At 67.0% G+C, this 12,587-nt stretch carries 14 protein-coding genes; 4 read left to right on the forward strand and 10 right to left on the reverse strand.

Annotation, left to right across the window (positions count from 1 at the left end):
• Nucleotides 1-27 precede the first annotated feature (27 nt).
• On the forward strand, nucleotides 28-834 hold the full coding sequence (locus C8N38_RS07160) for an ABC transporter permease (RefSeq protein WP_108025618.1): 807 nt from the start codon (nucleotides 28-30) through the stop codon (nucleotides 832-834).
• Between the two features lie 246 nt (nucleotides 835-1,080).
• The gene (locus C8N38_RS22115) at nucleotides 1,081-1,215 is read left to right on the forward strand and encodes a hypothetical protein (RefSeq protein ID WP_281258214.1); all 135 of its coding nucleotides are present in this window, start codon (nucleotides 1,081-1,083) and stop codon (nucleotides 1,213-1,215) included.
• A gap of 97 nt (nucleotides 1,216-1,312) precedes the next feature.
• Here C8N38_RS22115 and infB read toward each other — a convergent pair whose 3' ends face one another.
• The 6 genes from infB to pip form a co-directional block, all read right to left on the reverse strand.
• A complete protein-coding gene (gene infB / locus C8N38_RS07165; RefSeq protein ID WP_108025620.1) occupies nucleotides 1,313-3,865 on the reverse strand; it encodes a translation initiation factor IF-2 in 2,553 nt (850 codons plus the stop codon).
• A 7-nt stretch (nucleotides 3,866-3,872) separates the two neighbouring features.
• Nucleotides 3,873-4,493: an RNA-binding protein gene (locus C8N38_RS07170; RefSeq protein ID WP_108025622.1), complete on the reverse strand. Its 621-nt coding sequence runs from the start codon at nucleotides 4,491-4,493 to the stop codon at nucleotides 3,873-3,875.
• 22 nt (nucleotides 4,494-4,515) lie between these two features.
• On the reverse strand, nucleotides 4,516-6,132 hold the full coding sequence (nusA, locus tag C8N38_RS07175) for a transcription termination factor NusA (RefSeq protein ID WP_108025624.1): 1,617 nt from the start codon (nucleotides 6,130-6,132) through the stop codon (nucleotides 4,516-4,518).
• 3 nt (nucleotides 6,133-6,135) lie between these two features.
• The gene (rimP, locus tag C8N38_RS07180) at nucleotides 6,136-6,729 is read right to left on the reverse strand and encodes a ribosome maturation factor RimP (RefSeq protein ID WP_108025626.1); all 594 of its coding nucleotides are present in this window, start codon (nucleotides 6,727-6,729) and stop codon (nucleotides 6,136-6,138) included.
• Nucleotides 6,730-6,888: 159 nt separating this feature from the next.
• Entirely contained in the window at nucleotides 6,889-7,518 is a 630-nt protein-coding gene (locus tag C8N38_RS07185; RefSeq protein WP_108025628.1) for a class I SAM-dependent methyltransferase, read from the reverse strand.
• Nucleotides 7,519-7,521: 3 nt separating this feature from the next.
• Nucleotides 7,522-8,511, reverse strand: coding sequence for a prolyl aminopeptidase (gene pip, locus C8N38_RS07190; RefSeq protein WP_108025630.1), 990 nt, complete (start codon nucleotides 8,509-8,511; stop codon nucleotides 7,522-7,524).
• A 72-nt stretch (nucleotides 8,512-8,583) separates the two neighbouring features.
• On the opposite strand from pip, the gene ubiG reads away from it, so the two are divergent.
• Nucleotides 8,584-9,330 (forward strand): bifunctional 2-polyprenyl-6-hydroxyphenol methylase/3-demethylubiquinol 3-O-methyltransferase UbiG, encoded by a 747-nt coding sequence (gene ubiG, locus C8N38_RS07195; protein WP_108025632.1) that lies wholly within the window; start codon nucleotides 8,584-8,586, stop codon nucleotides 9,328-9,330.
• A gap of 29 nt (nucleotides 9,331-9,359) precedes the next feature.
• Here ubiG and C8N38_RS07200 read toward each other — a convergent pair whose 3' ends face one another.
• The 4 genes from C8N38_RS07200 to C8N38_RS07215 are packed head-to-tail and all read right to left on the reverse strand — an operon-like array spanning nucleotide 9,360 to nucleotide 11,641.
• The gene (locus tag C8N38_RS07200; RefSeq protein WP_425440027.1) at nucleotides 9,360-9,746 is read right to left on the reverse strand and encodes a MarR family winged helix-turn-helix transcriptional regulator; all 387 of its coding nucleotides are present in this window, start codon (nucleotides 9,744-9,746) and stop codon (nucleotides 9,360-9,362) included.
• 47 nt (nucleotides 9,747-9,793) lie between these two features.
• The gene (locus C8N38_RS07205; RefSeq protein ID WP_108025636.1) at nucleotides 9,794-10,624 is read right to left on the reverse strand and encodes a carbon-nitrogen hydrolase family protein; all 831 of its coding nucleotides are present in this window, start codon (nucleotides 10,622-10,624) and stop codon (nucleotides 9,794-9,796) included.
• 4 nt (nucleotides 10,625-10,628) lie between these two features.
• On the reverse strand, nucleotides 10,629-10,886 hold the full coding sequence (gene grxC / locus C8N38_RS07210) for a glutaredoxin 3 (RefSeq protein ID WP_108025638.1): 258 nt from the start codon (nucleotides 10,884-10,886) through the stop codon (nucleotides 10,629-10,631).
• Between the two features lie 35 nt (nucleotides 10,887-10,921).
• Nucleotides 10,922-11,641 (reverse strand): double zinc ribbon domain-containing protein, encoded by a 720-nt coding sequence (locus tag C8N38_RS07215; protein WP_108025640.1) that lies wholly within the window; start codon nucleotides 11,639-11,641, stop codon nucleotides 10,922-10,924.
• A 45-nt stretch (nucleotides 11,642-11,686) separates the two neighbouring features.
• Here C8N38_RS07215 and C8N38_RS07220 point away from each other — a divergent pair, with 45 nt between their 5' ends.
• Nucleotides 11,687-12,532: a methyltransferase domain-containing protein gene (locus C8N38_RS07220; RefSeq protein WP_108025642.1), complete on the forward strand. Its 846-nt coding sequence runs from the start codon at nucleotides 11,687-11,689 to the stop codon at nucleotides 12,530-12,532.
• The last annotated feature ends 55 nt before the right edge of the window (nucleotides 12,533-12,587 follow it).

A 12,587-nucleotide genomic window follows, 5' to 3' on the forward strand; every position in this document is an offset into this window, starting at 1 on the left:
TTGAGTCGTCGCCACTCAGGACATCACATGAAATTTCAGCGTCCCGCCGCAAAACCGTCCCGAACCAATCCGTTGCAGGGGGCGCTGCGCGTCTTTGGAGCACTGGTGATCCGCGAAATGATCACCCGCTATGGCCGGTCTCCGGGCGGATATGTCTGGGCCGTTCTGGAGCCGGCAGGGATGATCGCGATTTTGGCGCTGGCCTTCTCGCAGTTCATCCACACCCCGCCGCTGGGCGAAAGCTTCATCCTGTTCTATGCGACGGGCTACATCCCCTTCCACGCCTATTCCGAAATCGCGGCGGTGGTCAGCACCTCCATCGCGGTGAACCGGCAACTGATGCATTTCCCGATGGTCACGCCGCTCGACGCGGTTCTGGCGCGCTTCTTCCTGTCCTTCCTGACGGTGATCGTGGTCAGCTTTCTCGTGTTCACGACGCTTCTGGTCGTGACCGACGACCCGGTGCGGCTGTCACTGGGGCCGCTTTTCGTGGCACTCGGGGCGGCGGCCTTTCTGGGGCTGGGGGTCGGGACACTGAACGCGGTGCTCTTTTCCTTCTTCCCGCTCTGGCAGCGGGTCTGGGGCATCATCAACCGCCCGCTTTTCATTCTGTCGGCCATCTTCTTCACCTTCGAGAGCCTGCCGCGTCAGGCCCGCGAGGTCCTGTGGTGGAACCCGATCATCCATCTGGTCGGAGAGGCCCGCCGCGCCTTCTATCCGATCTATCGCGGCGACTACATAATGCTGGCCTATCCGCTGGGAATCGCCGGGTTCTGCCTTCTGGTCGGGGGCTTCCTGCTGCTGCGCAACCGAAGCGCGATCATCGAGGTCTGACACCCCAGCTCGCCCGAGTCGCGCCTGTCGAGGCACGTGGCCCCGGAGCCCGAATCGATGCGGTCAAACGGTTTGCCGGGCGGAGGGGCCCTGCACCCCGGGCGACACTATCCGCCCGAGCGCACCAGCCCACGCGCCGCATGACCCCACGTCCGGGCGGAAACCGGCGCATACTCATCAAATTTCTGTTTATTGGTTAATAAAATCGCGCAAAGCTTCGAATTGTTGCTGATCGAGGATAGCGCAATGATACGAACCATCCGCTTGGGAAGCTGCGTTTCGGTGCAGGGCGCCTTCGTGCTCTGCCGGGCGAATGGGCGGATCGTGGTCCGCGTCGGAACCCGCCTGTTCGAAGGCTTGCCGATCGAGGCGGCGGCGTAAGCGACCCCATTCCCCCACCCCACTCACCAGAACGAAAAGGGGCGCTCGCAGCGCCCCTTCCATTTCCAATGTCGACATCTGATCCGATCAGGCCCGATCAGGACAGCGTGCGCACGACTTCCTGGCGTTCGAAGATCTCGATGACATCGCCTGCGCGAACGTCGTCGTAATTCTCGAAGGCCATGCCGCATTCCTGGCCCGACTGGACCTCGGCGACTTCGTCCTTGAAGCGTTTCAGCGTCTTCAGCGTGCCTTCGTGGATCACCACGTCGTCGCGCAGCAGGCGCACCCCGGCCGACCGGCGGGCAACGCCCTCGGTGACCAGACAGCCCGCGACCTTGCCGACGCCCGAAACCTTGAAGACTTCCTTGATCTGCGCGTAGCCGATGAAGTTCTCGCGGATCTCGTTCGACAACAGGCCCGAGGCCGCCGCTTTCACGTCGTCCACCAGATCGTAGATCACGCTGTAATAGCGCAGCTCCACGCCCTTCTGGTTCGCGGCGTTCCGCGCCGGCGCGTTGGCCCGGACGTTGAAGCCGATGATCGGCGCGCCCGAGGCTTCGGCCAGACCCACATCGGTTTCGGTGATCGCACCGACACCGGCATGCAGCACGCGCACGCGCACCTCGTCGTTGCCGATCTTTTCCATCGCCTGAACGATAGCCTCGGCAGAGCCCTGCACGTCGGCCTTCACCAGGATCGGCAGTTCGGCCACGTTGGCGTCTTCCTTGGCCTTGGCCAGAAGCTGGTCGAGCGTGGTCGCGGCCCCCGCAGCGGCGCGCTTGTCCTTGGCGGCCTGCTGACGGTATTCGGCGATCTCGCGGGCCTGGGCCTCGGTCTCGACCACGTTCAGCACGTCGCCCGCTTCGGGCGTGCCGTTCAGGCCCAGCACCTCGACCGGAACCGACGGACCGGCGGATTTCACGCGCTCGCCCTTGTCGTTGACCAGCGCGCGGACCTTGCCCCACTGTTCGCCGGCAACGAAGATGTCGCCCTGCTTCAGCGTGCCGTTCTGCACCAGAACGGTCGCAACCGGGCCGCGACCCACGTCAAGCTGCGCCTCGATCACCGCGCCCATGGCCTGGCGTTCGGGGTTGGCCTTCAGCTCGAGGATCTCGGCCTGCAGCGCGATGGCCTCAAGCAGCTCGTCGAGCCCCTTGCCGGTCAGCGCCGAAACCTCGACATCCTGCACATCGCCCGACATCTCTTCGACGACGACCTCATGCTGCAGAAGGTCGGTCCGGACCTTTTGCGGGTTGGCCGAAGGCTTGTCGCATTTGTTGATCGCCACGATCATCGGCACACCGGCGGCCTTGGCGTGGTTGATCGCCTCGACCGTCTGCGGCATGACCGCGTCGTCGGCCGCGACCACCAGAACCACGATATCCGTGACCTGCGCGCCACGTGCCCGCATCGAGGTGAAGGCCGCGTGGCCGGGCGTGTCGAGGAAGCTCAGCACCGCGCCGCTATCGGTGGTCACCTGATAGGCGCCGATATGCTGGGTGATGCCGCCAGCCTCGCCCGCGACCACCTTGGCATCGCGGATCGCGTCCAGAAGCGAGGTCTTGCCGTGGTCGACATGGCCCATGATGGTGATGACCGGCGGGCGCGGCTGAAGGTCTTCGGCCTTGTCCTCGACGGTGTCGATCACCTGTTCCACGTCGGCATCCGACACGCGGACGACCTTGTGGCCGAATTCCTCGACGATCAGTTCCGCGGTATCCGCGTCGATCGACTGGTTCTGGGTGACCATCATGCCCATCTGCATGAGCGACTTGACCACGTCGGCGGCACGTTCCGCCATCCGGTTGGCCAGTTCCTGCACCACGATGGTTTCCGGCACCTGCACGTCGCGCACGACCTTCTCGTGCTTGTCGGCACCGCCCATCGCCTTCTGGCGCATGCGCTCCTGCTTGCGTTTCATCGCGGCGAGCGAGCGTTGACGTCCGCCCTCGCCGCCGGTCAGCGCCTGGCTGACAGTCAGCTTGCCAGAGCGGCGGTCGCCCTTGGCGGCCGTGGTCTTGCCGCGACCCGGACGGTCGTCGGCGCCTTCGCGCTCGCGGTCGACCTTGCGGGGCGACGCGGTCTTGGCGGCCGCGCGCTGCGCATCGCCATCGGCAGCGGGCGCGGCAGCACCGGCCGCAGCGGGCTTGGCCGACGCAGCCGGTGCTGCGGCCGCGCGTTCGGCGGCCGCAGCCTTGACCTTGGCGGCTTCCTCTTCCTCGCGCTTCCGGCGCTCTTCCTCTTCGACCTTGCGGCGCGCGGCCTCTTCGATCTCGCGCTGTTCGCGCTCCTTCGCCTCGGCCTCCTCGCGGCGGCGCTGGCGCTCTTCCTCGCGCTGACGCTCGTCTTCCGCGCGTTGGCGGGCCTCGTCAGCCTCGCGCGCCTTGGCAGCCTGAAGCGCCTTCAGCCGACGCTCCATCTCGGCGTCGGAAATCCCGGCCGGGCGCCTGGACGGATCGCCTCCGGCATGTCCGCCCCCGGCCCCGCCGCCAGATTTGGCGGCTCCCGGCTTGGGCACGACGACGCGCTTGCGCTTGGTCTCGACGACCACGTTCTTGGTGCGGCCATGCGAGAAGCTCTGCTTCACCTGGCCGGACCGCGAACTCCCGCGCAAACCCAATGTCTTCTTGCCGTCAGTATCGTCCATAAGGTCTTCAACCCTTTCCGGGGGTCCCTCCCCCGTCTTTCTTGCGTACGCCCGAAAGCTTGGCGGCATCCTCTACTACACGTTCCGTGAGTCCGCCAGCCGCAAGCGCGCCATGTATCACATGTTCCCGACCGAAAGCCAAACCCAATTCCCGGGCCGTCAGACAGCCAATGAATCCACCCTCATCGCGGGGCGGGCGAAGCTTGGTCTTGCCCCGCTCCGACCCGTCGCTGGCCTGGATCAGGACAATTGCCTGCCCACTGTCCAGCCAGCCTTTCGCCTTCTCGAACCCCGCCACCGCAAGCCCGGCCTTGCGGGCCAGCGACAGGCTGTCGACCACCCGGCGCAGCAATCCCGCCTCGACCTGCTCCAGCAGATCCCCGGGCACCGCCACCTGCCGTTTCGCCGCACGCGAGAACAGGCGCTTCTTCGCCGCCTTTTCCAATGCGTCACGGTCGGCCGCGACCCACATGCCGCGGCCCGGAAGCTTGCCCAGCAAATCGGGCACCGCCTCGTCTTCGGGGCCGACCACGAACCGGATCAGCCCGGCCTTCGGCGCCACCTCGCCCGTGGCGATGCACCGCCGCTCCGGCTCGTCGGCCGATCTGCCTGCACCGCCTCGGGCCATGTCCGGTCTCCGGGGCCGGGCCTCAGGCCTCGGCCTCCTCCTCGCCGGCGTCCTCTTCGGGGTCGGCGTCCGGCTCCAGCTCGGACGGATCGACCCAGCCAAGCTGGACACGCGCCGTCATCACCAGGGTCTGGGCTTCTTCCAGAGAGACGTCGAATTTTTCGAGGATCCCCTCGTCCTTGACCCGCTCGCCATTGACCGAGGTCCAGCCACCGGCAAGTTCCCAGTCGGCGCAGGTCGCGAAATCCTCAAGCGTCTTGACGCCGTCGAGAGCCAAGGCCTCGATCATCTGGGGTGTCAGGCCCTCAAAGTCAACCAGGCTGTCCTCGACACCCAGTTCGCGGGCATGTTCCAGCGCCTTGCGGTTCATCTCTTCCAGATGGTCGCGGGCCCGGGCCTGAAGCTCGCCCGCGGTATCCTCGTCGACGCCGTCGATCACCAGAAGCTCGTCGAGATCGACATAGGCGACCTCTTCGAGATTGGTGAAGCCTTCGGACACCAGCAGCTGGGCAAAGAACTCGTCCAGATCCAGCGTGTCCATGAACAACCGGGTGCGTTCCTCGAACTCGGCCTGACGGCGCTGGCTTTCCTCGGCCTCGGTCATGATGTCGATGTCGAGCCCGGTCAGCTGGCTGGCCAGACGCACGTTCTGGCCGCGACGCCCGATGGCGAGGCTCAGCTGTTCGTCGGGCACCACCACCTCGATCTTGCCGGCCTCTTCGTCGATCACGACTTTCGAGACCTCGGCCGGCTGCAGCGCGTTCACGAGGAACGTCGCCTGATCTTCATTCCACGGAATGATGTCGATTTTCTCACCCTGGAGTTCGTTCACCACCGCCTGAACGCGGCTGCCGCGCATCCCGACGCAGGCGCCCACGGGGTCGATCGAGTTGTCATAAGAGATGACGGCGATCTTGGCGCGCGAGCCCGGGTCGCGGGCCACGGCCTTGATCTCGATGATGCCGTCGTAGATTTCCGGCACTTCCATCTTGAACAGCTCGGCCATGAATTCCGGCGCGGTGCGGCTGAGGAAGACCTGCGGGCCGCGGGTCTCGCGGCGCACGTCCTTGATGTAGCAGCGGATGCGGTCGTTCGGGCGATAGCTTTCGCGGCCGATCTTCTCGTTGCGGCGCAGGATGCCCTCGCCCCGGCCAATATCGACGATGACGTTGCCGTATTCCTCGCGCTTGACCTGACCGTTGATGATGGTGCCCGCGCGGTCCTTGAATTCGTCGTATTGACGGTCGCGCTCGGCCTCGCGGACCTTCTGCAGGATGACCTGCTTGGCCGATTGCGCGGCGATCCGGCCCAGCTCGACCGGCGGCACCTCGTCAACGACCGTGTCACCGATCTGCGGGTCGGCCAGATACTGCTTGGCCTGCTTGACGGTCAGCTCGGCCTGATAGTTTTCCAGCGCCTCGTCCTCGACCACGGTGCGGACCCGGGTGAAGGTGGCGCGGCCGGTCTTGCGGTCGATCGACACGCGAATGTCCATTTCCGAGCCGTAGCGCGACTTGGCGGCCCGGGCGAGCGACTCTTCCATCGCCTGCACGACCAGATCGGGGTCGATCATCTTCTCGCGCGCCACCGCCTCGGCGGTCTGCAACAGTTCGAGCTGGTTGGCAGAGGTAATCGCCATGTCTCAGTCCTCCTGCGGGACGGACCCGTCGTCCGTCTCGATCTCGTCAAAGTCGCTCTCGTCGATGAGGCCCGCATCCTTGCGCGCCTTCAGCATCTCGCGGATCAGTTCGTCGGTCAGCACCAGCTTGGCATCCGAAAGCCAGCCATATTGCAGTCCGATGATCACCGGCTCGCCTTCGGGGCCGTCGATCTCGATCAGAACCTCGCCGTCCTCGACGCCCTGCAGCATGCCCTTGAAGCGGCGGCGGCCGTCGATCATCTCGGCGGTCTCCAGCTTGGCCTCGTAGCCGTCCCAGGTCTCGAAGTCCTTGAGCCGGGTCAAGGGCCGGTCGATGCCCGGCGAGGACACCTCCAGCGTATAGGCTTCCTCGATCGGGTCCTCGACGTCGAGCACGGCCGAAATCGCGGTCGAGATCTTGGCGCAATCGTCGACCTCGATCCCGCCATCTGGCCGCTCGGCCATCACCTGCAGGGTCTTGGTCTTGCCGCCCATCAGGCGGACGCGCACCAGCTCGAAGCCCATCCCCTCGATCACCGGGGTCAGGATCTCGGCCAGGCGCCGATCGATGGCGGTCTTGGCGATGAGGTCGGACATGGGCAGCGTTCCAGAAACAAAAAAGCGGGCCAACGGCCCGCACAAACTCATCCGGAGGAGGTTCGGGTTTGGACGCCGAACCACCGTTGTTGAGTGGCGATATACGCCTCCGGCGCCCGAAAGGCAAGAGACTGTCGCGTGCCCATTGAGGCGAACGCGTCAGGCGGGCTTGCGCGCGATCAGGAACAGCACCGGCGCGCGGCCCCCTTCGGGGCGCCAGTCCTCGACGATCTCGAACCCCGCCGCCGCGATCTCGGCCCGCAGCCCGTCGGCGGTCAGCAGGTTGAAAAGCGGCAAGAGCCCCAGCGCATGGCCCGCTTTCGCCACCCAGCGGAAGAGCCGCGGCGCCCCCGCCGCGCAGGCGGTCGAGGACACGAACACCCCACCGGGTTTCAGCATTCGGCGCACGCGGGCCAGCGCGCCCGACCGATCCGGCAGCAGATGCAACACGTTATGGGCCATCACCATGTCGTAGGCGCCGGGGCTGTCGGGCATGTCGGCCAGATCGCCGACCCGGAACTCGACATTGCCGATGCCGGCTTCGGCCGCCTTCTGCCGGGCGATCCCGATCATCGCGGGGGCGCAGTCGATGGCGGTGACATGGCCCGCATGGCGGGCGTGCTTCAACGCCGTCGTGCCGGTGCCGCAGCCGAATTCGAAGACCTGCGCCTCGGGGCCAAGGAAGGCCCGCGTCATCGCCAGCTTGCGTTCATAGGCATCGGGGTCGCGGACCTGCATCCGGGCATAGCGGGGCGCCAGACGGTCCCAGAAACGGGCATTCACATGCATGCGCTACAGCCCCAGAAGCCCGGCCTGCCGCTGGACGCCGCGCATCGTGCGCACCAGTTCGGCACTGATTCCCGGCTCGGACAGGGCGTGCCCGGCCATCGGCACCATCTTGAGATCGGCCCGGCTCCAGCGTTCGGCCAGCCGGAAGGCCGAGGTGGGCGGGCAGACCATGTCATAGCGGCCCTGCACGATCGTCGCCGGGATATGCGAAATCAGCGGCACGTCGTCCAGCAACTGCCCGTCGCGGTCGAGAAAGCCGCGATTCATGAAATAGTGGTTCTCGAGACGCGCGAAAGCGCGGGCGTAGTCGGCGGGCGCCTCGCCGGCGGGGCCTTCATGCTCGATCGAGGCCAGCGCGTTTTCCCAGGCGGCCCAGGCCCGCGCATGCCGGGTTTCCATCATCATGTCGCCGGAAAAGAGGCGACGGTGATAGGCGGCGATCATGTCGGACCGCTCATCGGCCGGGATAAGGTCGGAAAACCGCGCCCAGAGATCGGGCCAGAACTGCCCGGCGCCGCCGCCATAGAACCAGTCAAGCTCGGCCTGAGTCATCAGGAAGACGCCGCGCAGGGCCATATACGCGACCTGTGCGGGATGGGTCTGGGCATAAGCCAGCGCCAGCGTCGCGCCCCAGCTGCCGCCAAACAGCACCCAGCGGTCGATCCCCAGTTCGGCGCGGATCTTCTCGATATCCGCGATCAGATGCCAGGTGGTGTTCGAGGTCACGCTGGCATGGGGCCGAGACCGTCCGCAGCCGCGCTGATCGAACAGGACGATCCGGAATTCGGCGGGATCGAAATAGCGTCGCATCGCCGGGCTGCAGCCGCCGCCGGGTCCGCCATGCAGCACGATCACGGGAATGCCCCTCGGGTGCCCGCATTGTTCCACATAGATCCGGTGCCCTTCGCCAACCTCCAGCATCCGCTGATCGAACGGGTCGATCGGCGGGTAAAGATGCTGCGATGCGCGCTTTTGGCCTGCGGATTTGTCCATGACCCGTCTATATAACCCCGGGAACCGACCCCCCAAGGGGGGTGCAGACAGAAGACAGGAACGGAGCCCGCGATGCAAGCTGCAGAGACAACCGTCGACCCTTCAGAAGTCGCGAAATTCGAGGCCATGGCCGCCGAATGGTGGGACCCGGCCGGAAAATTCAAGCCGCTGCACATGCTGAACCCCTGCCGGCTGGACTACATCACGCGCCAGATCGCCGCGGAATTCGACCGCGATCTGAGCCTTGAGGCGCCGTTCAAGGGGCTCCGGCTGCTCGATATCGGCTGCGGCGGCGGGCTTCTGTCCGAACCGATGGCGCGTCTCGGCGCCGAGGTCGTGGGCGCCGATGCCGCCGAACGCAACATCCCCGTCGCGCGGATTCATGCCGAACAGTCGGGGCTGACCATCGATTACCGCCACACCACCGCCGAGGCGCTGGCCGCCGCGGGCGAACGCTTCGACGTGGTCCTGAACATGGAAGTGGTGGAACACGTGGCCGATCCGCTGGCCTATCTGACCGCCTGCCGCGAGCTTCTGAAACCGGGCGGGCTGCATCTTTGCTCGACCATCAACCGCAACCCCAAGGCCTTCGTGATGACCATTCTGGGCGCCGAGTACGTGATGCGCTGGCTGCCGAAAGGCACCCATGAATACCAGAAGTTCATCACCCCTGACGAACTGTGCGGGCTGCTGGAGCGGGCCGGGCTGAAGGTGCTGGACCGCAGCGGCTTCGTCTTCAACCCGCTGACCTGGGACTGGTCGATTTCAAGCCGCGACCTGTCGGTGAACTACGTCACCGCCGCGCGCAAACCGGCCTGACGCCTTCCAGGGGGCGGCCCGGGCCGCCCCTAGCCTTCCAGCTTCTGCCGAAGCATCCTCAGGACCGGCAGCGCCGCCTTCAGCCGGTCCTCGCCGATATCGGCCACCGCCTCGGCCAGAACCGGCGCCACCGCCTGGATCGCCGCCTCACGCGCCGACCGGCCGGACGGGCTGATCGATACCATCTTGCGCCGCGCATCGTCCCAGTCGGGCCGGATATGCACATGCCCGGCCCAGTCCAGCCGGGTCAGCGTGTTGGTCATCGCCCCCCGGGTGACGTGAAACGCGGCCGCCAGCTGCGCCGGGCTGCGTTCCTCATTCAGCCGCGCCAGATGGTTCAGCACCGAAAAATGGCTGATTTCCATGCCCTTGGGCAAGGCCTTCGAGATCCGGTTCCGGGCCAGCTGATCTGCCATGAAGATCTCGCTGAACAGCGTCACGACCAGGCTCTCGCTGATCTCGCTCACGGCGCCTCGAAGTCCCGGTCGTGGAAGATCGAGGGCACCCGCGCCCGGGCCCGGGCGACCTCTTCGCGGTCGAGATCGACATAGACGATGCCCGGCGCCTCGCCGCCATCGGCCAGCACCTCGCCCCAGGGCGACACCGCCAGGCTGTGCCCGTGGGTGCGCCGGGGCCGCCCCTCGGCCGCCGGATGCACACCGCATTGCGCGGGCGCCAGCACGTAACAGCCATTCTCGATGGCCCGGGCGCGCAACAGCGGCTCCCAATGGGCGGCGCCGGTCACCGGCGAAAAGGCGGCAGGCACGGTCAGGATCTCGGCCCCGGCATGGGCCAGCGCGCGGAAGAGATGCGGAAAGCGCAGGTCGTAGCAGATCGCCAGACCCATCGTGCCGAAGGGCGTCGGCGCCACCACCGCGCGCGCGCCGGGCCGGTAGCCGTCGGATTCGCGGAAGGTCTCGGTCTCGCTGATCTCGACATCGAACATGTGGATCTTGTCGTAGCGCGCCGCGATGGCGCCGCCCGGCCCGATCAGGAAGGACCGGTTGGCAAAGCGGCCGTCAGGGTCCGACGTCTTAAGCCCGAGCGACCCGATCAGCAGCCAGATCCCAAGCGACGCGGCCTCTTGCCGCAGCGCCGCCAGCATCGGGTCGTCTGCCTCTTCTTTCAGCACCTCGTTCTGCCGGGCCCGGCTGGGCGACAGGCAGTTGGTCACTTCGGGGGTCAGGATCAGATCGGCGCCGCCCGCGACCGCCTCGCGCATCAGCTCGCGCACCAGACCGATATTCTCGTCCGGCAGGTCCGAGGAGGTCAGCTGGATCAGTGCCGCGCGCATCGGCCTATCCTGCCAGAAGCGGGTCGAGCTTGCCCGCCCGGTCGAGCTCGTAAAGATCGTCGCAGCCGCCGACATGGGTCGCGCCGACGAAGATCTGCGGCACGGTATAGCCGCCATTGGCGCGTTCCATCATCTCCTGGCGGAGGCCCGGATCGGCGGTCACGTCGATCTCGGCGTAGGACACGCCCTTGCTGTCCAGCAGCCGCTTGGCGGCATGGCAGTACCCGCAGCTGGACGTCGTGTAGATTTCAACCGGTTGCATCGCGGCTCCTGACGTTTTGCCGAGACTATAGGTCTTTACTCGGCTTTCGCAACGCGGGCCAGGACCAGCACCCGGACCTCGGCCGCCCCGGCGGCCAGACAGGCCCCGGCCGCAGCGCCGAGCGTCGCGCCCGATGTCATCACATCGTCGATCAACAAAACCGTCCGGCCCGGAACCCGTCCGCGATGCCGCGGCTCGACCGCCATCGCCCCGGCCTGGTTCGCGGCGCGGGCTTCGGCACTCATGCCTTCCTGCGGGCGGGTGGCGCGAATGCGGACCAGAAGGTCGGGGCAATGCTCGGCCCCCGCCCCCTCGGCCACGCCGCGCGACAGCAGCGCCGACTGGTTGTAGCGCCGCCGCAGCAGCCGCCAGCGATGCAGCGGCACCGGCGCGACCAGCATCCCCGAACCGAGGATCGGCCGCCCCGCGCGCAGCATCCAGCCCGCCGCGGCCCGGGCCAGGTCGGTCCGGTCGCCATGCTTGAACGCCAGCACCAGACCGCGTGCGCGCCCCCGATACAACAGTGCCGCCCGCCCCCGGCTCCAGGGCCGGGGCCCGGCCAGACAGTCGTCGCACCAGACCGGATCGCCCGTATCCTCGCCGGGCAAGGGCACCCCGCAGGCATCGCAGACCAGACCCGTCACGAAGTCGAGCTCGCCCCAGCATCGGGCGCACAGTGCATGGTCGCTTTCGACCGGCTCGCCGCAGGCAACGCAGCGCGGCGGGTAGATGAGTCGCAGGGCGCTTTGCAACATCGGCCTCGTCCCCTACATAGCGCCGGGCAACCTGCCGGAGCCAAGATGACCCGACCGCCCGACCTGACCGACCGCCATGCCCTGGCGCTGCACCGCGCCCGGGCCCTCAGGGCGGGGCCCGCGCTGTTCCTGCACGAGGCAGCGGCCGCCGAGATCAAGGAGAGGCTGAACGAGGTTAACAGAACCTTTACAGCCCCGGCCGTCGTGACCCCGTTCGAAATGCCCTGGGCCGAAATCCTGCCTTCGGCGCGGCTGGTGGCCGCCGACGAGACCCTGACGCTGGACCCCGGCGCGCACGATCTCGTGATTCATGCCCTCGCGCTGCACTGGTCCGACGACCCGGTCGGCCAGCTGATCCAGTGCCGCCGTGCGCTGAAACCCGACGGGCTGTTCCTGGGGGTCCTGTTCGGCGGCCGCAGCCTGCACGAGCTGCGCAGCGCTTTGGCCGAGGCCGAGACCGCCACCCTGGGCGGGCTCTCGCCCCGGGTGCTGCCGATGGCCGAAATCCGCGACGCGGGCGGGCTGTTGCAGCGCGCCGGGCTGGCCCTGCCTGTGGCGGATTGCGCTGAGATGTCGGTAACTTACGCCAATCTCAACGCGCTTCTGCACGACTTGCGCGCGATGGGCGAGACCAATGCTCTGGCCGCCCGCCACCGTCGGCCCGCGCCGCGACGGCTGTTCGACGAGGCCGCCCGGCGCTATGCGGAAATCCATACCATGCCGGATGGCCGCATCCCCGCGACGGTCGAAATGATCTACCTTGCCGGGTGGGCGCCTGCAGAAACCCAACCGCAGGCATTGAAACCCGGCTCGGCGCGCATGCGCCTGGCCGACGCACTGGGCGCGCACACGCCGCGCCCGGGCTCCGGCGACAGCGGCAGTTCCGATTGACCTGCGTTCAAATCTGTATATTTCCGGGAGGATTCAGAGTTTGAGGCTCGACAGA

The organism is Rhodovulum kholense, from assembly GCF_003053725.1.
Classification (GTDB): Bacteria; Pseudomonadota; Alphaproteobacteria; order Rhodobacterales; family Rhodobacteraceae; genus Rhodovulum; species Rhodovulum kholense.

Coding starts and splice junctions, on each gene's coding strand:
- C8N38_RS07160 (WP_108025618.1), top strand. CDS start 28: ATGAAATTTCAGCGTCCCGCCGCAAAACCGTCCCGAACCAATCCGTTG.
- C8N38_RS22115 (WP_281258214.1), top strand. CDS start 1,081: ATGATACGAACCATCCGCTTGGGAAGCTGCGTTTCGGTGCAGGGCGCC.
- infB (WP_108025620.1), bottom strand. CDS start 3,865: ATGGACGATACTGACGGCAAGAAGACATTGGGTTTGCGCGGGAGTTCG.
- C8N38_RS07170 (WP_108025622.1), bottom strand. CDS start 4,493: ATGGCCCGAGGCGGTGCAGGCAGATCGGCCGACGAGCCGGAGCGGCGG.
- nusA (WP_108025624.1), bottom strand. CDS start 6,132: ATGGCGATTACCTCTGCCAACCAGCTCGAACTGTTGCAGACCGCCGAG.
- rimP (WP_108025626.1), bottom strand. CDS start 6,729: ATGTCCGACCTCATCGCCAAGACCGCCATCGATCGGCGCCTGGCCGAG.
- C8N38_RS07185 (WP_108025628.1), bottom strand. CDS start 7,518: ATGCATGTGAATGCCCGTTTCTGGGACCGTCTGGCGCCCCGCTATGCC.
- pip (WP_108025630.1), bottom strand. CDS start 8,511: ATGGACAAATCCGCAGGCCAAAAGCGCGCATCGCAGCATCTTTACCCG.
- ubiG (WP_108025632.1), top strand. CDS start 8,584: ATGCAAGCTGCAGAGACAACCGTCGACCCTTCAGAAGTCGCGAAATTC.
- C8N38_RS07200 (WP_425440027.1), bottom strand. CDS start 9,746: ATGGCAGATCAGCTGGCCCGGAACCGGATCTCGAAGGCCTTGCCCAAG.
- C8N38_RS07205 (WP_108025636.1), bottom strand. CDS start 10,624: ATGCGCGCGGCACTGATCCAGCTGACCTCCTCGGACCTGCCGGACGAG.
- grxC (WP_108025638.1), bottom strand. CDS start 10,886: ATGCAACCGGTTGAAATCTACACGACGTCCAGCTGCGGGTACTGCCAT.
- C8N38_RS07215 (WP_108025640.1), bottom strand. CDS start 11,641: ATGTTGCAAAGCGCCCTGCGACTCATCTACCCGCCGCGCTGCGTTGCC.
- C8N38_RS07220 (WP_108025642.1), top strand. CDS start 11,687: ATGACCCGACCGCCCGACCTGACCGACCGCCATGCCCTGGCGCTGCAC.